General features: G+C 66.1%; 22 protein-coding genes. 13 read left to right on the top strand and 9 right to left on the bottom strand.

The features are described 5' to 3' along the window. Position 1: 1 nt before the first annotated feature. Complete coding sequence (locus ACWEO2_RS22785; protein ID WP_452407160.1) at positions 2-277, bottom strand: hypothetical protein; 276 nt, start codon at positions 275-277, stop codon at positions 2-4. 292 nt (positions 278-569) lie between these two features. Between ACWEO2_RS22785 and ACWEO2_RS22780 the strand changes: the two genes are divergently transcribed. The 3 genes from ACWEO2_RS22780 to ACWEO2_RS22770 are packed head-to-tail and all read left to right on the top strand — an operon-like array spanning position 570 to position 4,143. Next, a complete protein-coding gene (locus ACWEO2_RS22780) occupies positions 570-1,973 on the top strand; it encodes a DUF1254 domain-containing protein (protein WP_452407148.1) in 1,404 nt (467 codons plus the stop codon). A gap of 12 nt (positions 1,974-1,985) precedes the next feature. Further along, on the top strand, positions 1,986-3,404 hold the full coding sequence (locus ACWEO2_RS22775) for a DUF1254 domain-containing protein (protein ID WP_452407147.1): 1,419 nt from the start codon (positions 1,986-1,988) through the stop codon (positions 3,402-3,404). A gap of 13 nt (positions 3,405-3,417) precedes the next feature. After that, positions 3,418-4,143, top strand: a complete 726-nt coding sequence (locus ACWEO2_RS22770; RefSeq protein ID WP_452407146.1) for a hypothetical protein — start codon at positions 3,418-3,420, stop codon at positions 4,141-4,143. Here the strand turns inward: ACWEO2_RS22770 and ACWEO2_RS22765 are convergent, their stop codons facing one another. Beyond that, a complete protein-coding gene (locus tag ACWEO2_RS22765; protein WP_355185682.1) occupies positions 4,144-4,587 on the bottom strand; it encodes a group II truncated hemoglobin in 444 nt (147 codons plus the stop codon). 278 nt (positions 4,588-4,865) lie between these two features. Here ACWEO2_RS22765 and ACWEO2_RS22760 point away from each other — a divergent pair, with 278 nt between their 5' ends. Together ACWEO2_RS22760 and ACWEO2_RS22755 are read left to right on the top strand one after the other, a co-directional pair. After that, the gene (locus ACWEO2_RS22760; RefSeq protein WP_452407159.1) at positions 4,866-6,095 is read left to right on the top strand and encodes a cytochrome P450; all 1,230 of its coding nucleotides are present in this window, start codon (positions 4,866-4,868) and stop codon (positions 6,093-6,095) included. 8 nt (positions 6,096-6,103) lie between these two features. Then, positions 6,104-6,829, top strand: coding sequence for a TetR/AcrR family transcriptional regulator (locus tag ACWEO2_RS22755; RefSeq protein ID WP_452407145.1), 726 nt, complete (start codon positions 6,104-6,106; stop codon positions 6,827-6,829). Here ACWEO2_RS22755 and ACWEO2_RS22750 read toward each other — a convergent pair. Together ACWEO2_RS22750 and ACWEO2_RS22745 are read right to left on the bottom strand one after the other, a co-directional pair. Further along, positions 6,819-7,580, bottom strand: a complete 762-nt coding sequence (locus ACWEO2_RS22750) for an SDR family oxidoreductase (RefSeq protein ID WP_452407144.1) — start codon at positions 7,578-7,580, stop codon at positions 6,819-6,821. The two genes, ACWEO2_RS22755 and ACWEO2_RS22750, sit on opposite strands and share 11 nt — an antisense overlap. Positions 7,581-7,727: 147 nt before the next feature. Next, a complete protein-coding gene (locus ACWEO2_RS22745; protein WP_452407143.1) occupies positions 7,728-9,476 on the bottom strand; it encodes a TerD family protein in 1,749 nt (582 codons plus the stop codon). Positions 9,477-10,036: 560 nt separating this feature from the next. Here ACWEO2_RS22745 and ACWEO2_RS22740 point away from each other — a divergent pair. Together ACWEO2_RS22740 and ACWEO2_RS22735 are read left to right on the top strand one after the other, a co-directional pair. Further along, the gene (locus ACWEO2_RS22740; RefSeq protein WP_452407142.1) at positions 10,037-10,237 is read left to right on the top strand and encodes a hypothetical protein; all 201 of its coding nucleotides are present in this window, start codon (positions 10,037-10,039) and stop codon (positions 10,235-10,237) included. Between the two features lie 118 nt (positions 10,238-10,355). Further along, complete coding sequence (locus tag ACWEO2_RS22735) at positions 10,356-10,844, top strand: hypothetical protein (protein ID WP_452407141.1); 489 nt, start codon at positions 10,356-10,358, stop codon at positions 10,842-10,844. A 244-nt stretch (positions 10,845-11,088) separates the two neighbouring features. On the opposite strand, the gene pabB is transcribed toward ACWEO2_RS22735, so the two are convergent. Continuing rightward, complete coding sequence (gene pabB, locus ACWEO2_RS22730; protein WP_452407140.1) at positions 11,089-13,176, bottom strand: aminodeoxychorismate synthase component I; 2,088 nt, start codon at positions 13,174-13,176, stop codon at positions 11,089-11,091. An 89-nt stretch (positions 13,177-13,265) separates the two neighbouring features. On the opposite strand from pabB, the gene ACWEO2_RS22725 reads away from it, so the two are divergent. The 3 genes from ACWEO2_RS22725 (at position 13,266) to ACWEO2_RS22715 (ending at position 16,301) form a co-directional block, all read left to right on the top strand. After that, on the top strand, positions 13,266-14,321 hold the full coding sequence (locus ACWEO2_RS22725) for a phosphotransferase family protein (RefSeq protein ID WP_452407139.1): 1,056 nt from the start codon (positions 13,266-13,268) through the stop codon (positions 14,319-14,321). A gap of 90 nt (positions 14,322-14,411) precedes the next feature. After that, complete coding sequence (locus ACWEO2_RS22720; protein ID WP_452407138.1) at positions 14,412-14,996, top strand: DinB family protein; 585 nt, start codon at positions 14,412-14,414, stop codon at positions 14,994-14,996. A 174-nt stretch (positions 14,997-15,170) separates the two neighbouring features. Next, positions 15,171-16,301, top strand: coding sequence for an NDMA-dependent alcohol dehydrogenase (locus tag ACWEO2_RS22715; RefSeq protein ID WP_452407137.1), 1,131 nt, complete (start codon positions 15,171-15,173; stop codon positions 16,299-16,301). Between the two features lie 311 nt (positions 16,302-16,612). Here ACWEO2_RS22715 and ACWEO2_RS22710 read toward each other — a convergent pair whose 3' ends face one another. Continuing rightward, positions 16,613-17,299 (bottom strand): winged helix-turn-helix transcriptional regulator, encoded by a 687-nt coding sequence (locus tag ACWEO2_RS22710; protein WP_452407136.1) that lies wholly within the window; start codon positions 17,297-17,299, stop codon positions 16,613-16,615. A gap of 195 nt (positions 17,300-17,494) precedes the next feature. Here ACWEO2_RS22710 and ACWEO2_RS22705 point away from each other — a divergent pair, with 195 nt between their 5' ends. After that, the gene (locus ACWEO2_RS22705) at positions 17,495-17,920 is read left to right on the top strand and encodes an organic hydroperoxide resistance protein (RefSeq protein ID WP_452407135.1); all 426 of its coding nucleotides are present in this window, start codon (positions 17,495-17,497) and stop codon (positions 17,918-17,920) included. A 183-nt stretch (positions 17,921-18,103) separates the two neighbouring features. On the opposite strand, the gene ACWEO2_RS22700 is transcribed toward ACWEO2_RS22705, so the two are convergent. Next, a complete protein-coding gene (locus ACWEO2_RS22700) occupies positions 18,104-19,294 on the bottom strand; it encodes a serine hydrolase domain-containing protein (protein WP_452407134.1) in 1,191 nt (396 codons plus the stop codon). A gap of 85 nt (positions 19,295-19,379) precedes the next feature. On the opposite strand from ACWEO2_RS22700, the gene ACWEO2_RS22695 reads away from it, so the two are divergent. Further along, a complete protein-coding gene (locus tag ACWEO2_RS22695) occupies positions 19,380-20,210 on the top strand; it encodes a serine hydrolase domain-containing protein (RefSeq protein ID WP_452407133.1) in 831 nt (276 codons plus the stop codon). Between the two features lie 121 nt (positions 20,211-20,331). Next, positions 20,332-20,865: a DUF3145 domain-containing protein gene (locus ACWEO2_RS22690; protein ID WP_452407132.1), complete on the top strand. Its 534-nt coding sequence runs from the start codon at positions 20,332-20,334 to the stop codon at positions 20,863-20,865. A gap of 86 nt (positions 20,866-20,951) precedes the next feature. On the opposite strand, the gene ACWEO2_RS22685 is transcribed toward ACWEO2_RS22690, so the two are convergent. Together ACWEO2_RS22685 and ACWEO2_RS22680 are read right to left on the bottom strand one after the other, a co-directional pair. Further along, complete coding sequence (locus tag ACWEO2_RS22685) at positions 20,952-21,209, bottom strand: HPr family phosphocarrier protein (protein WP_452407131.1); 258 nt, start codon at positions 21,207-21,209, stop codon at positions 20,952-20,954. Between the two features lie 36 nt (positions 21,210-21,245). Further along, on the bottom strand, positions 21,246-23,264 hold the full coding sequence (locus ACWEO2_RS22680) for a PTS fructose transporter subunit IIABC (RefSeq protein WP_452407130.1): 2,019 nt from the start codon (positions 23,262-23,264) through the stop codon (positions 21,246-21,248). Between the last annotated feature and the right edge of the window lie 9 nt (positions 23,265-23,273).

Below are 23,273 nucleotides of genomic sequence, written 5' to 3'. Positions count from 1 at the left end.
CTCAGCCGATAACCGCGTTCATGATGGTGCCCGCGCTGGTGGCGACCACGCCGCCGATCATGGCTCCGGCCACCATCTTCGGGGATTCCAGGCCGCCGCCGCTCCACTTCTCCCAGGCGAAACGGCCACCGGCGTAGATGATGGCGGTGATGCCAGCGAGCAGCACGAACCAGGTCAGATAGTGGACCATCTGGAGGAATTTGTCGGCTATCGGTGGGGCCTCGGGGGTGGGATTGCCGAGCTGCGCCCAAGTGTCGTAAACGCTGGCCAGGATCATTTCGGATTGCTCATTCTGGATGCGGGACAAGGATGTAATTCGCTCACCGAGGATGGTATCGGGTTCTCGGCGACCACGCAGTCACGTCTTTCCGACCTTGCCAGACCACACCACGATGATCGGCGGCGTCGTCGCCACCAGCGCGGGCACCATCATGAATTCGATTCTCGGCACCGGCTGATCGCGGCACGGCACTGGACCGCCGCTTGCCCGATATATGGCAAATATGTGGCTATACTCCGCCTGATCTCTCGAAGTTGTCCGACCTGATCGGGAAAGTAGGGAGAAGGCCATGACCCAGGTGTCGCGGCGATCTGTGCTGCTGGCCGGTGCCGTCGCGGGCACGGGCCTGGCCGCGTGCGGCAAATCGACGGAATCCGGGAGTGGCGGCGGTCCTCATGGTGAGCCGCCGCGCGATGCGCGTTCGATCGCGACTGACGCCTATATCTTCGGCTATCCGCTGGTGTTGACCGATGTCACGTTGCAGACGAATACCGCTGCCGTTCCCGCGAATAGAATCGCCGCCCTCGGCCCGATCGATTCGACGATGAACTCGGTGGTCATGCCGAATGTCGACACCCTTTATGCGTCAGCCTGGCTCGATCTGCGTGCCGAACCGGTGGTGCTGCAGGTTCCGGAGATGGACGGCGACCGGTACTGGCTGATGCAGATCATGGACGCCTGGACCAATACGACACACAATCCGAGCAGTGTGGCACCCCAGGTGAAGGAGGGGCATACCGCGCCGTACACCTACGTGATCACCGGCCCCGATTGGTCGGGCCCGCTCCCGGACAACCTGACTCCGCTGGCGATGCCCACCGCGACCGCATGGTTGATCGGTCGGGTCGAACTGCGCGATCAGGCCGATCTCGCCGCCGCCGAGGCATTGCAGCATCAGGTGTACATGGCGCCGCTGAGCGCCTGGCAGCGCGGTGAACGACCGACCCCGGAGATCGATCCGAATATGGTGGCCCCGATCTCGGCGCCGCAGCAGGTCGCGCGGATGGACGGACACACCTTCTTCACTCGGCTCTGCGACCTGATGCGCACCAATCCGCCAGCTGCCGCCGACGCCCCTGCCCTGCGGCGCTTTTCGACGATCGGTATCAGGCCCGGCGGCGCGCTGGATGGTGCTCCGGCCGCGGATCTCGATGCCGCCGTCGCGGCCGGCCAATTGCAGATTCCGGACTACGCCAATCCCGAGGCCAGACGCGAGAACGGTTGGGATATCGCGACCAATCTCGGTACCTATGGCACCGACTACGCGTTGCGCGCCTCCACCGCATGGACCGCGCTCGGTGCGAATCTGCCCAAGGATGTCGTCTATCCGGAGATCAGCGCGAATGCGGGGGAGCAGGGCACGCCGCGCCGGTACCGGCTGTACTTCCCAGCCGGGCAGTCGCCGCCCGTACGGGCCTTCTGGTCGCTGACCGCCTATACCGCTCAGCGCTTTCTGGTGCCGAATGCGGCGGGCATCTACTCGGTTGGGCACCAACGTCCCGTCGTACCGCTGCCGGACGGTGCGTTGGAACTCGCCATCCAGGCCGAGGATCCGAGAGGTGAAGTGCCCTATGGCAATTGGCTGCCGATTCCGGAGTCGGGAACGTTTCGGCTCGCGCTGCGCCTCTATGTTCCCGAGGGCGGTGCGCTCGACGGCAGCTGGACACCACCGAGTTTGACCCGAATCGGATGAGCGAGGAGAGCCATGGATAACTGCGGTGCCATCCTTGACCCGGCGCAGATCGCGCGTCGGACGGTCCTCGGGCTCGCCGCGGCCGGTATCGGACTGGCCGCCTGCGGGAAATCCTCGGACAAGTCCGAGTCGACCTCGGCCGCGTCCAGCGATGTCGAGGCCATCGCCAAGGACGCCTATGTCTTCGGCTATCCGCTGGTGTTGATGGACGTCACTCGGGCCGCGGCCGAAGCGATTGCCCCGGTCAATACCTTCCAGCACGCCACCGCGCTGCCGACACCGGAGCGCCGCGATGTGGTGCGAGTGAATCTGGACACCCTGTATTCGACAGCGTGGCTGGATGTTTCGGCGGAGCCGATGGTATTGCAGGTGCCCGCGATCGATCCGAGTCGCTACTGGATGATGCAGGTGCTCGATGCCTGGACGAATACCGTGCACGACCCGAGTAGTAGGCGGCCGCAGGCGAGCTCGGGTGGCCCGCCCTTCACCTACCTCGTCACCGGTCCGAAGTGGACGGGCACGGCGCCCGATGCCATGATCGAGCTGCCGGTGCCGACACCGACTGCGTGGCTGCTCGGGCGGATCCAGGTCAACGGTTCCGCCGACATCGCCGCCGTCACGGCGCTACAGCAACAGCTGAAACTGGTGCCGCTCAGCGCATGGGCCACAAGCAAGGACACGCCGTCGCACTCGACCCCGACGGGCTCCACAGCGGTTCCGCCGCCGAAGCAGGTGCACGATATGGACGCGGCGACCTTCTTCACCCGAATGTGCGCGGTCATGGCGGTGAATCCGCCACCTTCCGACGATGAACCGGCCATGAAACGCTTCGCCGCCATCGGCATTCGGCCGGGCGGCAGCGTCCAAGGCATCTCGAACGACCAGCTGACCGCGGCGGCCGATGCGGCGAAGAAGGAGATTCCGACCTACACCGACCCGACCATGGTGAACGAGAACGGATGGCGCCTCAATCCGGGAGTCGGCACCTACGGCACCGACTACCTGCTGCGGGCCAATGTCGCGTGGGTCGGCTTGGGAGCCAACCTGTCGCGGGACGCGCTCTATCCGGGCATGTTCGCCAAGGCCGACCGCAATGGCACGCCCACCAAATTTCGGCTGCACTTCCCACCGGGACAACTCCCACCGGTCGATGCGTTCTGGTCGCTGACCGCCTACGACGCCGACGGTTATCTGATACCGAATGCGGCGAATATCTACGCGATCGGACATCAGGTTCCGGTGGTGCCCAATCCGGACGGTTCGGTCGATCTCGCTGTGCAGCATGAGGATCCGGATATCAGCGTGCCCGCGGGCAATTGGCTGCCCATTCCGGCAGCGGGCCAGTTCTCGCTCGTCATGCGGCTCTATGCGCCGAAAGATGTTGCCATCAGTGGGCATTGGCAGCCGCCCGTGCTGACGGTCGCGGCGTAGGGGGCGAGACACCATGGGCCGCTTGATTTTTCCGATTTCGGTCGCCGCCGTTGCGGTGCTGGTATTTGCCGCGCCTAGTGCCGCGGCGGATGCGATCGGTGACGACACCCTGGGTGTGCCGTCGCGTACGGCATTCTCGTTCCGCTCGGTGGTTCCGGGTGTCGAGTGGGGCACTGCGAACGAATACGAATCGCGCGCGGGATTGTCGCTGGTCAAGCTCTATATGGTCGATTACGCGCTGCACCACGGTGATCGCAGTGCGGAGGATCTGGCGTTGGCCGAGCGGATGATCCGCTACTCCGACGATTCCGCCGCCGACGCGATGGGCGCCAAGTATCCGCAGGCGATCGACGCCATCGCCGCGGAGTACCACCTGACCGGCACCAAATCGGGTGCGGCCTGGGGCATGTCGTACACCAGCACCGCCGATGTGGCCAGCTTCCTGGCGGCCAAACAGCGCACCGAACCCAGCTCACCGATCTTCGACTGGATGGCCGCCGCGGGCGACCAGGCGGCCGACGGTACCTCCCAGGACTGGGGGACCGCGCGGCTGCCGGGGGTCCTGGGCAGCAAATGGGGCTGGTCCGATAGCGAGCCGCTCGAGGTGGCCTCGGCGTCGTTCGGCAACGGCTTCGCCGTCGCGGCGCATACCCGCGGCACACCCCAGGACCAGACGGCTGATCTCGAGGCTGTGGTGCCGCGGTTGCTGCAGGAGCTGGTCGCGCGCGTGTTCCGGTAGTCAGTCGTCGCCGTCCCAGGTCCAGTGCGGCACCGCGCGGATCGGGTGCAGTTCGTCATCGGACTTGGCGTGCGAATTCTGTTGTGCCACCTGCGCGCCGAATTCGGCATGTTCGCGCACTGCGTCGCGGAAGGCCGGATCATCGAGCAGGCCAGCCTCTTCGAACGCTTCCAGGTACAGCTGGGCGAACCGGTCGCGTTGTTCGTCGGTGATCGCGAGGCCGCGATGCACGGCGATGATGTAGTCGAAGCCGAGGTCGCGGGTGAAACGGTCCGGCCCACCGAAGGATTCGGCGGTGAACCAGGTGAGGTGGTCGACGTGGGTCGGGAGGCGTTCGGTGAACTGGGTTTTCAGCACTGGATCGGCCAGCACCTTGTCGTAGAAGGCTGCTTCGACGCGATGCAATGGCTCGTCGCCACCGGCGTGCTCGTACAGGCTGGGCATGGGAACCTCCGAACAGGGAGTCGAATCGGTCGAGTCCCATTACAGGCCGTCCTCGGTGGCGCGTCCACCGTTTCGCGATAAGCGATCAGGAGGAGAGTCATAGCTGATTGCTATTTATACATCCCGCGAACGGGCGGCAACCGCTGATTCAGTTAACGGGTTTTACTAAACACTGTTCACAAGGCCTGGTTGTGTGGTTTTATCTCCTCAGGAACCTGTTCCACACAACGTTGTGAGGTCTGCAGCCCATGTCAGACCGGTAGGAGATAGCCGTGACCGTGACCACGCCAGCGATTCCCACAGGATTCGACTTCACCGACCCCGATCTGCTCGCCACCCGCCTGCCCATCCGCGAATTCGCCGAGCTGCGCCGGACCGCGCCGGTCTGGTGGTGCGCGCAGTCCGGGCGGGCCAGCGGCTTCGATGACGGCGGCTACTGGGTCGTGTCCAAGCTCGACCACATCAAGGAGATCTCGAAGAATCCTGAGGTCTTCTCCTCGCACGAGAACACCGCGATCATCCGGTTCAACGAGGAAACCACCCGCGAGCAGATCGACATGCTCGGCAATATGCTGCTGCTGAACCAGGATCCGCCGCAGCACACCAAGACCCGCCGCATCATCTCCAAGGGCTTCACCCCGCGCGCGGTGGAGAGCCTGCGCGCGGCGCTCACCGAACGCGCGGCCCGAATTGTGCACGAGGCCAAGCAGACCGGCCGCGGCGACTTCGTCGAACAGGTCGCCTGTGAACTGCCGCTACAGGCCATCGCGGAGCTCATCGGCGTCCCACAGGACGATCGCAAGAAGCTGTTCGACTGGACCAACCAGATGATCTCCTATGACGATCCGGAATTCGACGGCAACCACCATGCCGCGACCGCCGAAGTCATGGGCTACGCCTGGAATATGGCCGAGGAACGGCGCAAATGCCCGGCCGATGACATCGTCACCCAGCTGATCAATGCCGATATCAATGGCGAGAATCTGGGTTCGGACGAATTCGCGTTCTTCGTGATCCTGCTGTCGGTCGCGGGCAACGAGACCACCCGCAACTCGATCACCCACGGCATGAAGGCCTTCGTCGACAACCCCGAGCAGTGGGAGCTCTACAAACAGCAGCGTCCGCGCACCGCACCCGACGAGATCGTGCGCTGGGCCACCCCGGTGACCGCATTCCAGCGCACCGCCACCCAGGACACCGAAATCGGTGGGCAGCAGATCAAGAAGGGGCAGCGGGTCGGCCTGTTCTACAGCTCGGCCAATTTCGACGAGGACGGTTTCGAGGATCCGTTCACCTTCAATGTGCTGCGCAACCCCAACCCGCACGTCGGATTCGGCGGCACCGGTACGCACTACTGCGTGGGCGCCAATCTGGCGCGGCTGCAGATCGATCTGATGTTCAACGCCATCGCCGATGTCATGCCGAACCTGCGGCAGGTCTCCGAACCGGTGCGGTTGCGCTCGGGTTGGTTGAACGGGATCAAGCGCTGGGAAGTCGAATACGCTTGAATCCCCTGATGAACAGCTCGAAGCCGCGGGGGCGGGCGCCGGTGGTATCGGATGCGGATATCCGTCGGGTGGCCCGCGCACTGCTGGTCGACCATGGTCCCGATGCGGTCACGCTGCGGGCCATCGCGCGCGAACTCGGCATTACCGCGCCCGCCCTGTACCGGTACTACAACTCCCGCGAGGACCTGCTGGAGAACCTGCGCCTGGAGTTCTGTGCCGACCTCGCGGCCGAGCTGTCCGAGCAGATCGCGACCCTGCCCGATGACGGTGCGGTGCAGTTCTTCGCCATCTGCAAGGGTTTCCGGCGCTGGGCGCTGGCGCACACCAGGGAATTCACCCTGGTATTCGCCTCGCCCGGCGCGGGCCGGGCGCGCATGCTGCGGCGGTTCAACGAACCGTTCGGGCGGATCTTCCTGGCCGCCACCGGGCGGCTGCTGGCCACCTACGATGTCGTGACGCCGCCGACCGATGTGATTCCGGCGGAGCTGCGTGATGATCTGGTGCTGTTCCAAACCGAGCTGCTGGCAGCGCTTTCGGAGTCCGGGCAGAAATTTCCCGCCGAAAAACTCGATCTCGGCGTGACATATCTGATGATCCAGATCTGGGCCCGGCTCTATGGGCATGTCACCCTGGAGGTCTTCGGGAATTATCCGATTCCGCTGTCGAATCCGGAGATTCTGTTCGATGCGATGCTGGCGGATCTGGGGCGGACCGCCGGATTGATCAGTGAGTGAGCCGGGACAGCCAGTCGGCGTAGCCGATGCCGATCGCCTCGCCGCGCTCGTCCAGGCAGAGGGCGCCGGACCGCAGCGCCCGCCCGATGCGGCCCGGGATGGGCACCGGCAGCGGTAACAGCTTGCGGCCGATGTGGTTTCGGTAGATATCCGCCAGCTCGGTAATGGTGTGCACGGACGGCCCGGCGATATCGGGAATTCGTCCGGCCGGTCCGTTGTCCACCGCATCGGCCAGCCGGGTCGCGACGGCGCTCACATCGATCGGCTGCACCTTCGCCGTCGTGTGCGGAGCGATCCGCCATCGTGCTGGCAGTGCGATGATTTCGGTGACGAGTTCGTGGAATTGGGTGGCGCGCAACAGCGTCCACGGAACCTCGCCCGTGGTGATCACCTGTTCCTGGGCCACCTTCGCCTGGTAGTAGGCGATGGGCACCTGATCGCAGCCGACAATGGAGATTTCGACGTGGTGGCCGATGCCCGCCTGCCGCTCGGCCTCGAGTAGCCGACGCACTCCGTCTACCATGACCGATCGGGTCCGGCGGCGGGCACTCACCGCGTCGACGACGGTATCGCAACCGTTCAATGCGGATTCCAGTCCGGATCCGGTGGCGAGATCGGCGGCTCGATGCTCGGTCACGCCAGTCGCCGGAGCGGTCCGGCTCACCACCCGAACCTCATGTCCGCGCGCACCCAGCTCCCGTACCACCGCGGTTCCCAGCACCCCGGTTCCGCCGACTACCGCAACCCGCATGATCCACTCCCTCCAAACGGCCCTGTTCGGTAAGTCGCACGCTACGGCGACACGGTACGCGGGCTCAACGTGCTTCATCGCATATGCCTGATTCGCCACACCGGTGTTCCGGTGCGCGGATGTGTGCGGTATCGGAGCCGGGGGCGGTCAGATTCGCGCGCCTTTGGCGCGGTTACAGGCGCGGCAGAGGATCTGCAGATTGGTCGCGCTGGTCGCGCCGCCGCGGCTGAGCGGGATGATGTGGTCGAATTCGAGATAGTGGCCGTCGCCGCATTCGACGCATTTGCCGCCGTCGCGCTGCCACACTTCGGCCTTGACCTCCTGGGGGATGCTGCGGGTGTCGCGCTGGCCCGGGGTGAGGATCAGGCGTTTGGCGACCCGCAGCGCGCCCTCCAGGGCGGCCGCGACGTAGTCCGGATCGTCGACATCGAAGGTGGCGCCGCCGCGCGCCGAGGTCGCCGCGATGACCACCGTGCGCTGTTCGACCCGCACCGAAACCACCCGGTTCCACGGCAATTCGGTACCGGTGTCGGTGCCGACGAAGCGCAGCTTCTTATTGCTGGCGATCAGCCTGCCGTCGGTGAGCTTCGGCCCCCTGGCGAGCTGGCGCACGTGTACCGCGGGCAGATCCAAGTGCACCCGCTCCTCCGGATCCAGGTGCAGGCCGGGGGTCCGGACCACCGGTAGATCTCCGCCGCGCAACCTGGACAGGGTGTGGCCGCGATACATTCGCCTGCGCAGATCCTCGACCAGCGGTCCGCTGAGCGCCAGTTCCTCGATTGCGTATTCGAATGCCTCGTATTCGGCCTGCTCGATCTCCCCATCCGCGAATGCGAAGGCGACAAGTCGCTCCACATAGGTGAGCGCGACATCCCGCAGCGCCGCCCGTCCCAGCCCCTCGTCGATCCGCTGATACCGCAGCGACGCCCACAGCTCTGCCCATTCCGCGCCACGCGGCCCGTATGCGGTGAGCACCCGCCAAGCCTGGGTGTGCCAGTGCGTCAGAAACTCCTCGATTTCACTCTCGCAGCGTTCACACGGCGCGATTCCGCCGAACAGCTTGCGCCGTCGGGGATTTCCACACCGTGCACAGTCGCGTGGGCCGGGTTGCGGCCGTGCGCGGATGGCGCTCGTCCATTCGGCTCCGTCCCACCAACGCATACGGGAGGGGTGCTCGGGATCGGAATGCCAGTCCGCGCGTTCGGGATTCGGCGGTGGCGGCAGCGGCGGATCGATCTCGTGGCGTCGGCGATCGAGGTCGACTGCTCTGCTTCGGCCGAGCTGGTCGTCCTGGTCCGAGGGTGCGGGGTGGTGGAGCTGCCGAGGGCGGGTGGCATCGGTCGGTCCGCCCACGGAAACACGTTGTCGCGCTGGCGAGGTGGATGATCGGTGATGCGGAAGGGCCGTCGGGGCCGAGCGTGGTCGGTCGGGGGCCGGCGCTGCGGGATCGTCGACGGTGACCCCGAATTCGGTGACGAGTCCGGAGAGTCCGCTGGCCCAGCCCTGTCCGATCGCGCGAAAGCGCCACTGGCCGTCGCGGCGGTAGAACTCGCCGAACATCATCGCGGCCACCGTATCGGTATCGGTGATATCGAACTGGGCGATCGGCCCATCGGCGGCTTCGATGGTGAGGGTCAAACCCGTGATATCGCCGAAGGTTCCGTCGTCGACCGATCCCGCGACGACGATCCGGGCCACATCCGCTTCGGTGCGCGGTAGTGAGACGCTCAGTCGCGCGGTACCCGGCGCGGGTTCCTGATCGAGCGTCACCGCCTGCGACATATGCCGGGGCGCATTGAAGAACACCAGATCCCGATCGGTGCGCACCGCCCCCGCCTCCGCCAGCAACAACGCATGCGCATCCACCGCATGCTCCGACCGCCATGAAATGACCACGGCTAGAAGGGAAGTCGGTACCGGCGCATTGGCCCCTTTGCTCAGTTTCATCGTGCTCGAACTATGCCACGAAGGTCCGACACGCCGAACCTGCCCATCCCTTGGTTCGGCGATGCGAGCGAATACGCGACTCGGGCGCACCACGGATATCGGCGGGTGTGTCCGCCAGCCGCAGTATCGCGCCGGGCCCGCGCGTACGGCACCCACTGCGCTGCGTCATCCCGACCTGCCCGCTGCCGCGCTGCGGCGACCGGCTCGGACCAGTCGCACACGGACCTGACAGCGACGCGTTCGGGCCGTGCCGCATCGTGTGCTGTGGGGCCGGTCGCACCTGCGGATCAGCAGGGCGGCCTGGGGCGCCGAGGTGGGTTGGGCTGTGCCGGGCTGGTGGTGCGTCGCGGGCTGGTGGTGCGTTGCGCCGGTCGTACGCTGCGGATCAGCTGGGTGGCGTGGGGCGCCGAGGTGGGCTGGGTTGGTGGTGCGTTGCGGGCTGGTGGTGTGTCGCGGCGGTCGTACGCTGCGGATCAGCTGGGTGGCGTGGGGCGCCGAGGTGGGCTGGGTTGGTGGTGCGTTGCGGGCTGGTGGTGTGTCGCGGCGGTCGTACGCTGCGGATCAGCTGGGTGGCGTGGGGCGCCGAGGTGGGCTGGGTTGGTGGTGCGTTGCGGGCTGGTGGTGCGTTGCGCCGGTCGCACGCTGCGGATCAGCCGGGTGTGCTGTGGGCCGGTGGAGACCGCGATGCGGCGGCGGCCCGGTCCGGGTGAGGCCGAGCATCGGGAGCGGATCGGCGGACCGCCGGTGTGTGGTGGGCTGGGCGGCGACACAGACCGGTCGGTTGGGGATTTGCGGTCGGAGCTGGTTCGGGTGCGGCAGAGTGGAGGTATGACTACCCCGAAGGGAGCGGGTCGGAAGGGTTCGATTCCGAAAGTGCCGGGTGGGCGGGTGCCCAGTCCCGGCGACATTCTGGCCGCCGCGCAGTCCGCGGTGGAGGCCGCGCAGTCGGCGGCGGTGCAGGCGTTGGATGCCGCGCAACTGACGGCCGGGCAGGCCCTCGACGCCGCGGTGCGACTGCCACCGGCCTCGGCCCAGCTGGCGGTGCGATTGCCGGATCTGATCGAGAACCTCTCGATCGCCATCGACCGGCTCAATTCCACCATCGACCGCCTCGACCGCACCCTGGCGCTGGCCGACCCGGCCTTGGCCGCCTACGACCGACTGCTGCCCCGCCTAGAGGCGATGATCGGCCTCGGCGAAGACGTCTTGGCCGCCCTCGCCAAGCTCCCCGGCGTCTCCCTCCTCGGCCGCTTCACCGGCAGAACCGCCGAGCCACCGCCCGCCCCCGACCCCCCGAAACGCCGTCGCCGCAGGTAGCCGCCGAACCGTTCTCGGGATTCTGCACGCCCGGAGCGGGCGCGATGCCCGAGCGGGCATGCGGATTCGAGACGCCCGAGCCAGCATAATCGCCGCACCCAACGCAATCGTCCGCGCCGACAACGCCGCCACTGCATCCGGATCCACTGACGGCGCAGGCTCCACAGGCGCGCCCGGGGGCCTGATTCGGCGCCGACTGTCCCGCCGGAGGGAACGGCCTGTCGGACTGCGGCCGCGCGATTGCTCAGCGGGTGGTTGCCCGGTAGGTGGCGGCGGCTTTGAGAAGGGTTTCGTGGTATTCGTCCTCCGGATCCGAATCGAGGACGATGGCGCCGCCCGCACCGATGCGCCAGTGTCCGTCATGGCGGACGGCGGTGCGGATGACGATATTGAGGTCGGCCGTGCCCGCCAGCCCGAGGAAACCGATAGTGCCCGAATAGATTCCGCGCGCTTCGGTCTCCAGTTCGTCGATGATCTCCATGGTCCGCAGCTTCGGTGCCCCGGTCATCGAGCCGCCGGGAAAACACGCACGCAGACAATCGATGACGTCGACATTCGGGCGCAGCGTGCCGCGCACGGTGGAAACCAATTGGTGCATGGTCGTATACGCCTCGGTGGCCATCAATTTCGGCACGTGCACACTGCCGATCTGGCAGACCCGGCCGAGGTCATTGCGCAGCAGATCGACGATCATCAGGTTCTCGGCCCTGGTCTTGGGGCTATCGGCCAGTTCGCGGCGCAGCCGTTCGTCCTCGGCGGGGGTGCGCCCGCGCGGCGCGGTGCCCTTGATCGGTTTGCTCTCCACCGTGCGGGCACGGTCGACCTTGAGGAAGCGTTCCGGTGAGGAGCAGGCGATTTCGAGATCGTCGAATCGCAGATACGCCGCGTACGGCGCGGGATTGCAGCGGCGCAGGGTGCGATAGAAATCGAGGCCGTCGGCTTCGGCCGCCACCATGGACGCTGCGTCGGCAATGGTGATTTCGTAGGACTCGCCCGCGTGCAGCCGCTCCTGACAGATGGCGATATCGGCGAGATACCGCTCCCGTCCACGGGTGAAAAGCGGTGCGACGGGGGCGGTATCGGAGAACACCTCGAGCGGCGGCGGATTCACCCACGTCGGCAGGGATTCCAGGATCTCGCGGGTATCGCGCAACCAATCCGCGCCCGCCCGAAGGGCTTCCGGCACCGGATCGGTGAGCGCGAGCAGATGGGTCCGCCCGGCGACATGGTCGACCACCACGATCCGGTCGGCGAAGATCCACTGCGCATCCGGGGTGGCAGCGCGATGCGCGGCATTCGCCCCGCAATCGGCCTTCACCTCATAACCCAGATACCCGACATACCCGCACGCGAAATCAAAAGGGAGATCTGGCAATTCGGTATGCCGCAGATGCAGCTGCCCGGCCAGATAGTCGAGAATTCCGCCGGGTACGGTCCGCCGATTTCCGTCCGAGGATTCGACCGTCACCATATTCTCGCCGACCCGATAGCGGATCACTTCCGCCAGTGGCCCGCTCGCATCACCGAGAAAGGAGAACCGATCCAGCCCCGGTTCGACATGCTCGCTGTCGAGCCAGAATGCGGTGGGGGAGTTGCCATATAGCCGAACGAATGCGGCCTCGGTATCGATCGCACGCTCGATCACCGAATGTCGCAGCTGCCAGGAGCGCCGCGATTCCCGGTACTCGTGTCTACCGCCCTGCAGCGGTTCGGCATGTTCGAACGGCGCAATAATGCTCGACCGAATGCGCTGGCCCGCAGTGAGTTTCGCGAAGTTGCCGAGTAATGCCGCACCGTACTCGCTGGCTATCGATTCGGGATGGAACTGCACCCCCCACTGCGGTCTGCTCCGATGCCGCACACCCATGATCACGCCATCGGCCGCGACGGCGGTGATCTCGAGACTGTCCGGCAGCGGTCGTTCGGCGGCCAGCGAGTGGTAGCGCACCGCGGTGAAACCCTCGGGGAGCCCGGCGAACAGGTCATTGCCGTCGTGCTCGATGTGATCGAGATATCCGTGTCGCGCGGCGGGCGCGGTGGTCACGATGCCGCCCTCCGCGACGACCAGCGCCTGATGTCCGAGACAGACGCCGAGCAATGGCAGCTCGGTCTCCCGGATCACCGCCGCCGATATGCCGATATCCCGCGTGACGTCCGGGCGGCCCGGACCGGGGGAGATGACGACATTGTCGAAGCGCTCCAGCCGCAGCTGTCCGATATCGCCGACCTCGTCATTGCGCACGACCGTGGGCTCTTCCCCGTTCACCTCGCTGATCAGCTGATACAGGTTGTAGGTGAACGAGTCGTAATTGTCGATCAAGAGCGTGCGCATCGTGTCCAGAACCCTACGCCGCCCCGGTCGAGGCAAACTGTTGTCATCTGCCTTCAGTTCGACGGACGGCGTGGTGCACAATGTGGGACATGTCTATTGCGCAACCGGTGGATGTGGATCGAGACATCGTCGACTTCGCCATCGTCGGTACCTGGATGGATCAGCAGGGTCTGCCCGGTGGCGAATTCGAGAATGTGACCGCACTCGGCGGTGGCACGCAGAACATCATGCTGCGCTTCGCTCGCGGCGGTCGGGACTATGTGCTGCGCCGCGGCCCGAAGCATCTGCGTGCCAAGAGCAATGACGTGATCCGCCGCGAGGCCAGACTGCTCGGCGCGCTCGACGGAACCGGCGTGCGCGCCCCGAAGGTGATCGCGGCCTGCCCGGACGAATCGGTGCTCGGCGCGGTCTTCTATCTGATGGAGCCCATTACCGGATTCAACCCGCAGAACGAATTGCCGCAACTGCATGCGGGCGATCCGGAGATCCGGCGGCAGATGGGCCTGTCCGCGGTGGAGGCCATCGCGCGTCTCGGCGCACTCGATTACCAGACGCTCGGCCTGAACGACTACGGCAAACCCGATGGCTTCCTGGAGCGTCAGGTGCCGCGCTGGCTCGGCGAACTCGAGTCGTATTCGGCCAACGCGGGGTATCCGGGTCCGGAGATTCCCGGCCTACAGCAGGTCGGGGACTGGCTGGATCGCAATCGCCCCGCGCAATGGACCCCCGGCATCCTGCACGGCGACTGTCACCTGGCCAACATGATGTTCTCCTATGACGGTCCGGAAGTGGCCGCGATGGTGGACTGGGAGATGTCGACCATCGGCGACCCGCTCCTCGACCTCGGCTGGCAGATCGCGACCCGCCCGGAACCCGGCACCACCGGCGCGGCGCTGATCGGCAAGCTCGGCGCCGTCGGCGGTCTGCCGACACCGGAGGAGATGATCGCGCACTACGGCAAGTTCTCCGACCGCGACCTGAGCAATGTCACCTGGTACACGGTGCTGGCCTGCTTCAAATTGGGAATCGTCTTGGAGGGCACGCATGCTCGCGCATTCGCGGGGAAGGCGCCCAAGCAGGTCGGTGACTTCCTGCATGCCATCACGCTGGAACTGTTCGAGCGAGCGCATCGTCTGATGGATTGAGTGGACCGGTTCAGGTCCGCTGTCGGAATCTTGTCGATGACTGGCTGGATTTGTGTCGCTGAAAATATCCAGCCAGCCTAAGGTTGCCGCATGCCAATCGTTCCCGATGTGAAGAACTGGACCTGGGTGCTCGAACGGCGCTGTCCCGAATGCGGATTCGACCCGGAGTCCATCACCTATGCGGCCGTGCCCGAGTTGGCCCGCGAATATGTGGGCCGCCTGTCGGCAACCCTCATGCGACCCGACGCCACCGCGCGCCCGGACGATGCGACCTGGTCGGCGCTCGAATACGCCGCCCACGTTCGCGACGTCTGCCGCATCTTCACCTATCGCACGGCCATTGCGGCGCGCACCGAAGCGGTGGATCCGCAGGTCCCGGGTTTCGATGCGAAGGGGCTCGATGCCGCCGAGACCGTCGACGGCATCCCGGTGTTCTCGAACTGGGATCAGGATGTGACGGCCATCGCGGATCGATATGACGAGCAGGATCCGAGCAGGGTTGCCACCGAGCTGACCGACGCGGCCGAGGCCGTCGCGCGCGCCTTCGCATCGGTATCCGCCGCCGACCTCGGCAACCAGGTGCGGCGCAGTGACGGTTCGGTCTTCACCGTCGAATCCCTGGCGTCCTACTTCGTGCACGACGTAATCCACCATGTGCACGACGTGCGGGGCTGAAATCGGGCAATATCGGAACTGAGCAGCGGCGGGATGGGGTAGAACTGGAACCTGTTCGACGGTCCTGCCAATCCCTGTCGACGAATTTCCGATCCGGTACTAGAACGCGTTACAGTTTTCTCGTACTGTGGGTGCAGTCACATAGAAGCCCGTGCATGCGAGAGGTCGACAGGAATGAAGACGAAAGGCGCGATCCTGTGGGGGATCGACCAGGAATGGTCGGTCGAGGAGATCGAGGTCGGCGATCCGGTAGCCGGTGAGGTCCAGATCCGGATGGAAACCGCCGGTATGTGCCACTCGGATCACCACATCGTGACCGGTGCGACACCGATGCCGGCATTCCCCGTTATGGGCGGCCACGAGGGCGCGGGCGTGATCACCAAGCTCGGGCCGAACTGCCCCGCCGATCTGCAGGTCGGCGATCACGTGATCCTGTCGTTCATTCCCGCGTGCGGACGCTGTCCGGCGTGTGTGAGCGGCAATATGGCGCTGTGCGACCTGGGCGCCGGACTGCTGATGGGCCAGGCCATCAGCGACGGCACCTACCGTATCCAGGCGCGTGGCGAGAACGTCATCCCGATGTGTCTGCTGGGCACCTTCGCGCCGTATATGACGGTGCACCACACCTCGGTGGTCAAGATCGACCCGAGCATTCCGTTCGAGGTCGCCTGCCTTGTCGGCTGCGGCGTCCCCACCGGCTTCGGCTCCTCCACCCACGTCGCCGACGTCAAGCCGGGCGAGACCGTGGTGATCGCGGGCATCGGCGGTGTCGGCATGAGCGCGCTGCAGGGCGCGGTGCTCTCCGGCGCGTCCAAGGTGGTCGCCATCGACCCGAACCCGTGGAAGCGCGAGCAGGCGGAGAAGTTCGGCGCGACACATACCTACGAGAGCATGGCCGCCGCGATCATGCCGCTGCTGGAGGCCACCGAGGGCCGGATGGCGCAGAAGGTCATTCTCACCATGGGCGAGATGCACGGCGAGTACATCGAAGAGGGGCTGATCCTCACCGCGAAGGCGGGCACCCTGGTCGTCACCTCCATGGGGCGCATGGACGAGAGCGACGTCAAGCTGAACAGCTTCCTGCTGTCCATGCTGCAGAAGACCGTCAAGGGCTGCATCTTCGGCGGCGGCAATGCCCGCCAGGACGCCCCGCACCTGCTTTCGCTGTACAAGTCGGGTCAGCTGAATCTCGACGATATGGTTACCCGCCAGTACTCCCTGGAGCAGATCAACCAGGGCTACCAGGACATGCTGGACGGCAAGAACATTCGCGGCATCATCAAGTACACCGACGCCGACTGGTAAACCGTCGGGTCACCGCTCGGCGAGCCTGGTCGCGATCTGCGTGATCGGCTACGGAACGGCTTGCCGAGCGGAATTTCAACGTCCCCTTGCCCGCCCGGTGCGCGCCGCAGTTGTCGGTGGGCGCTGCCGGGTCCGGCTACGCCGCGCTGCGGGTGGGCTCGGCCGAACCGACCGCCATCCGCTACGCCACCAACGCCCAGTATCTACTCAGTGGCTCTGTGTGGATCTCTGACGGCGGTGTCCGCAAATTTCGAGGGCGCGGTTGGCCGAGTTGCGTTGAAGGGAGCGGGGTCTGGATTTCCGGGGCGTGATCAGGACGAGGTCTGGTCGGTCTTCCGGTCGTGTGGGGGTGGCAGCCGGAACAGGCCCGTCAGCCTACGCAGAGCCGTGCTGTCTCCGGTTGCTGACGCGTCGCCGATCTCGATCGCATCGGCGAAGGTGAGGCCTTGGCCGGTCAGGCGGAGAAATGCGGCCCTGCTGATGGTGATGGTCGCGTCGGGGTGCTGGGCGGGTCCGTGTAGTGCCTCGATTGTTTTGTCGTGGATGCGGGCGTGGAAGACCTCGTCGTCGATATGGAACTCGTAGACGGCGTGCAATCCGGTGGCGGCGTCGGGGTCGAAGCAGGCCCGTAGGCCGAGCACCGCCCAGCCCGGGTGGAATGTCTCGGTCGCACGGGGTTCGCCCATTGCCCACTTCAGGCCCCACCGGGCGAGCGCGAGGATCGCTGGGCCGAGTTCCTCACCTGCTCGGGTGAGGGCATAGGCGGGCGTGCGGGCAGGCGGCGGGAGGGTGATCTTGTGAGCGAGTCCTTCGTGTTCCAGATGTTTCAGGCGGGCTGCGAGTAGGCCGGTACCGAGGCCGCGCAGGCTGGCCTGCAGGTCGCCGAACCGTTTCGGTCCGGTCAGCAGCTCGCGGATCAACAGCAGCGTCCAGCGCTCGCCCACGAGGTCGAGGGTGCGCGCGGTTGCGCAGTACTGGTTGTAGCTTCGCTGGTCCACTTCATCACTCTAGACTTCGCGCTTCCCGATTTTGAATGAGGAACGGTCTGGTCGCGGGTCGGTAGCAGGTAGCCGATCGCCAGCCTCGCCATGTCATCTCCCTGGTCGTCGTGAGATTCACGAGCTTAGCTATTGACTTCTTATTTTTGAAGTGCGAAGTTCATTTGGCAGTAGCGATGAAGGGAGTTCAGGATAATGAAGGTGCTGTACCGAGCGCAGGCGCACGTGGCCGGAGGCAGGAACGGCCACGCAAGCACGTCCGACGGACAGCTGGATCTGGACCTGCGCCAACCAAAGGAACTAGGCGGGGACGGTGCGGGCGTCAACCCTGAGCAACTCTTCGCGATCGGATACGCCGCCTGCTTCGGAACGACGCTCGCTCTGATCGGCCAGCGCAGCAAGCTCCGGGCCGATAACGCGGAAATCGACTCGTCGGTCTCGCTGATCCCGATCGACGGTGGCCGCTTCCAACTCGGTGTCGAGCTACAGATCTCGCTGCCGTCGGTCTCCGGCGACCAGGCCATCGAACTGGTGACCGCAGCCCATCAGGTCTGCCCCTACTCCAACGCCACGCGCGACAACATCGACGTGACACTGGTAGTCAACGGCAGCCGACTGTGACACCCGCTCCGCTCCCCGCGAGGGGAGCGGAGCTCGACCGCCGGTTGGGCGACGGACAAAGCTGCTCGGCGACGCTCACTCCACCGCCCGGCCGGGTTGCCTGCCAACCAAGTGCCTACCTCGCGAACGAGGCAGGTCCCCGAGAAACGCACGGAAGTCGGCAGCCCGGCCGCCAGCGCGGCGTCAGGCGGCGCAGCGTAGTAGCGCCTCGCGCAGGTTGCGGCTGCGGACGTCGTCGAGGACGGCGAGGCCGAGGCGGTTCATCGCGTAGCCGAAGCCGAATCCGGTTGTCGGATCGGCGAATCCGAAGGAGCCGCCGAGGCCGGTGGTGCCATAGGCGTGCTTGTCCGAGCCGAAGCGGAACGAGCCGCGGGACTTGCGGAAGCCCAGGTGGTAGCGGGATTTGGTGTGCAGCACCAGGTCATCGGCGGGGACATCGTCCGCGGCCGGGGCGGCGAGTTGATCGAGCACGCTGTCGTCGATCGGGAGCGCGCCGGTCCGACCGGCCGCCGCGCCGTACACCTTGGCCAGCGACCGGGCATTGCCGACGCCATTGGAACCCGGCATCTCGACTTCGAGGAGTTCGCGCCGGCTCGCGCGCGCCGGCGCGCCGATGCGCGGATTGGTCAGCGCCGCATGGGAAAGTCCGCGTTTGGCGAAGATCTCGGCACCGATCCGCATCGGAATATCGCGCTCATAGCGCAGGATATCCATGCCCTCGGTGGCGGACAGGGTGGCGATCCGGTCCATGCTCTGCGCGGCGGGCAGTCCGATGAAGAAATCCAGGTCGAGCGGCTGGGCGAACTCCTCGGCGAATATCCGCCCGAGCGTGCGATGTTCGGGATCCACGCGCCGCACCAACTCGCCCTGGTACAGGCCGAGGGTGATGGCGTGATAGCCGTGTCGCGTCCCCGGCCGCCACGCGGGCCGCTGGGCCGCGAGAATCGTTGCGAGACCATCGAGATCGGCGATCTGCGGCAGTCGCACCACGCTGTCGAGGCCCGACAGTCCGGCCTGATGATCGATCAGCTGACGCACCGTGACCGCGCCCTTGCCTGCCGCGGCGAACTCCGGCCAGTACTTCGCGACCGGCTCCTCGTAGTTCAGCAGCCCCTTCGATACCGCGCGGGCGACCACGAAGGCGGCCATGCCCTTGGTCGAGGAGAAGACCGGAACGATTGTGTCGCGCTCCCACGGCAGTGTCGCGCGTCGGTCCCGGTGACCTGCCCACAGATCCACCACGAGGCGGTCGCCCGCGTAAACGGCCACGGCGGCGCCGATTTCACCGTGCTGGGTGAAGTTGCGCCGGAAGGCGTCGGCGACAGGGCCGAATCCGGCCGCCACCTCGCCATGGACGGTGGGCTGTGTGCTCATGATCAGTTGATGGTACCGGCGGTACCGAGTTCACCGCGAGGAAGGTGCGAGGCCGCCCGGTCCCGGCGTCTCGTAGGCTCGATTCGTGGGTGCACTCGAGCAGATCAGGGATTGGCCGGTTCGGCATGTGGCGGCGGGCATCGTCACCCGCGACGGCACGCGGATGGCGGGCGATGTCGAGCGGGTCTTCCCGCTCGCCTCGGTGACCAAGCCGCTGGTCGCCTACGCGGTGCTGGTCGCGGTGGAGGAGGGGGCGATCGAACTCGATCAGCCCGCGGGTCCGCCCGGAGCTACCGTCCGGCATCTGCTGGCGCACACCTCCGGCATCGCCTTCGATACCACCGATATCCTCACCGCACCTGGCACACGGCGGATCTACTCCAGTGCGGGTTTCGAAGTGCTCGCGGCCTTCGTCGCGGAGCAGACGGGTATCGCCTTCCCGGAATACTTGCGGGAGGCGGTATTCGAGCCACTCGATATGAAAGCCTCGGTGTTGACCGGTCCGGCCGGGCATGCGGGCCGGTCCACCGCGGCAGATCTGGCCCGCTTCGCCGCGGAACTGCTGAATCCCCAGCTGATTTCGGCGCCGACACACGCCGCGGCCACCTCGGTCCAGTTTCCCGGGCTCAACGGTGTGCTGCCCGGTTACGGATCGCAGCGTCCCAATGACTGGGGGCTGGGATTCGAGATTCGCGACGGGAAATCCCCGCATTGGACCGGCGGAGCGAATTCCGCAGGTACCTATGGCCATTTCGGGCAGTCCGGAACATTTCTGTGGGTCGATCCCGAATTAGGGGTGGCGAGTATCGCTTTGAGCGACGAGAATTTCGGCGACTGGGCACGGGAGGCTTGGCCCGTCTTCTCCGATGCGGTGATCGCCGAGGTGATCCTCGCTCGGGACTCCGTTCCGAAGTAACGGATCGGACACGCCTCCGAAGTAACACGTGTAACTCGGGACACTCCAGTACACTCGGGCAACGCCAGATTCGACGGGTCGTTGGGGAAGACGTTCCTCGTCGAAGCTGGAGGTGTCAGTCGTGCGTGCATCGGGTCAGTTCGCGGACGCGACGGCGGGTGTGGTCTATATCCACTCATCGCCAGCCGCGCTGTGCCCGCATATCGAATGGGCACTCACCTCGGCACTGGGCTCACCCGCGAAACTGCGCTGGACCGCCCAGCCCGCCGACGGCCAGCTCCGTGCGACCACCGACTGGTTCGGCCCGGTGGGTACCGCATCGCGAATTGCCCAATCCTTGCGGTCCTGGAATGTGCTGCGCTTCGAGGTCACCGAGGACCCCAGCGACGGTGTGGACGGCGAACGCTACAGCTTCGTCCCGACGCTCGGGCTCTGGCACGGCTCCACCTCGGCCAACGGCGATGTGACCATCGGCGAAATGCGCCTGCGCGCCATGCTGCAAGCCAACAACGAACTCGGCAACTACACCGGCTACGACTTGGCAACCGAACTCGACCGCGCCCTCGGTACCGCCTGGGACGAAGATCTCGAAATCTACCGCTACGGAACCGAATCCGGTGCGGAGGTCACCTGGCTGCGCCGCGACGTCGGCTGATCGGCACAGCCCCGCTGATCGCCGAGATGCCCGCGCTCGCCGGAGCGCGGGCATTCTGCTTGTGCGGTGCTGGTACTCGGCCTCGATCAGGCGTCGAGGTCGGTGGCGACGAGTTTCGCCACGAGTTCGAGTGCCTGCGGGTCATCGCTGGTGACGACGACGTCGGTGCCATTGGCGGCGCCGAGGGTCATGATCATGAGCGCCGATCCGGCGTCGACGGGGTCGCCGCCGACGAGTGCCAGCGTCACTTCGGCTCCGGCATCGGTGACCGTGTCGGCGATGATATTGGCGGGGCGGGCGTGCAGTCCGATGGCGGAGGCGACGGTGACGGTGGTGCTGGCCATGAGGGCAGTTCTCCTTGGGGGCTGACGATTTTCGGATCAGGCGGTGGCGAGTACGGTGCGCGGCCTGATGAGCTCCTTGGCCGCGGTGACACAGAGGGCGGCGACGGCGGTACCCGCGGCGAGTGCGGCGAGGAACCAGACGATGTGGCCGACGGCGAAGAAGACGAAGATGCCGCCGTGCGGTGCGCTGAGCGTGGTTCCGGTCGCCATGATCAATGCGCCGGTGACCGCGCCACCGGCCATCATCGAGGGGATCACCCGCAGTGGATCGGCGGCCGCAAAGGGGATCGCGCCTTCGGAAATGAAGGAGGCGCCGAGAAGCCATGCGGCCTTGCCATTTTCGCGTTCGGCGGTGGTGAACAGGCGGGGGCGCAAGGTCGAGGCGAGCGCCATTGCCAGCGGCGGGACCATGCCCGCCGCCATGACGGCGGCCATAATGCGCAGTGAGGCCGGATCGGTGACGGACAGTCCGGCGACGGCGAAGGAATACGCCGCCTTGTTGACCGGGCCGCCGAGGTCGAAACACATCATCAGGCCCAGGATTACGCCGAGTGCGAGGGCGGAGGTGCCGGTCAGGCTATTGAGCCAGTTGGTGAGTCCACTGGTGATCGCGGCGAGCGGCTTGCCGAGCACGATGAACATCAGCGCGCCGACCGTGAGCGAGGCGAACAGCGGGATGACCACCACCGGCATGAGTCCGCGCGCCCAGGGTGGGGCAGGCAGTTTCGCCACCCATAGCGCGGCGAATCCGGCGATCAGACCGCCGACGAGGCCGCCGAGGAATCCGGCGCCGACGAAAACGGCCACCGCACCGGCGGTGAATCCCGGTGCGAGACCGGGACGGTCGGCGATGGCGAAGGCGATATAACCGGCGAGTGCCGGTACCAGGAAGCCGAATGCGAGCGAGCCGAGTTGGAACAGCACCGCGCCGAGATAGGTCGGCAGGCCGCCGTCGGGCAGTGCCGTCAGCGAGTTGTCGAGCACGATTTTCTTGGCGTGATCGGCGATTTCGTAGCCGCCGAACAGGAAGCCGAGCGCGATGAGCAGGCCGCCCGCGGCCACGAATGGGATCATATAGCTGACGCCAGTGAGCAGGATCTGGCGCAGCCGGGTGCCCCAGCCGAGTGCGGCCGGGGCCGAATCGGTCTCGGGGCGAGCCGATCCGGCGACGGTGGCCGCCTTCGGATCGAGCGCGGCGCGCAACGCATCGGCGACCATGATGTCCGGCTCATTGATCGCGCGTTTCACCCCGGACTCGACGACGGGTTTGCCCGCGAATCGTTCCCGGCCGCGCACCCCGACATCGGTGGCGAAGATGACCGCGCTCGCGGCGGCGATTACTTCCGGACGCAGCGGGGTGCTGCCGCTGGAACCCTGCGTTTCGACATGTACGGTGACGCCCGCGCGATCACCGGCCGCGACGAGGGAGTCGGCGGCCATGTAGGTGTGGGCGATGCCGGTGGGGCAGGCGGTGACGGCGACGATCGTTCGCTCGGCCACCGCGTTTATCTCGTCGGCCGAAGCGCTATGGGGCGCAGGTGTTGTCGCTTCGGGTGCTGATGTTTTGGGCGTCATCGCAGGTTTCTGCGCGAGTGCATCGGTAACCAGCGAAACCACCTCATCAGCGCTCGCGGCAGCGCGCAGTGAACCCACGAACTCCGGCCGGACAAGCGCGCGAGCCAGACTCGACAACAACTTCATATGCTCGGCCCCGGCGCCTTCCGGCGCGGCAATGAGAAATACCAGATCCGCAGGCCCGTCAGCGGCACCGAAATCCACTGCGGGCGCCAGCCGGGCGAACCCGAGCGAAGCACTGGTCACGGCCGCATTCCGGCAGTGCGGTATGGCGATCCCACCGGGAAGTCCGGTCGCGGACTGCGATTCGCGTGCCAACGCCGCATCACGCAATGCCGCGGCAGAGGTGGCGCGCCCATTGTCGGTGAGTCGCCGGGCAAGCGCCGCGATCACCGCTTCCTTGGCGGCACCGAGGTCGGTATCGAGGCTGATCAGCTCGGTGGTGATGATCGAATCGGGGGAAGTGGTCGGGTGGGCCATCGCGGTGTC

This window comes from Nocardia sp. NPDC004278 (genome assembly GCF_053602975.1).
The sequence above is the reverse complement of the archived record's forward strand: the minus strand, read 5'-3'. Positions and strand labels throughout refer to the sequence as shown.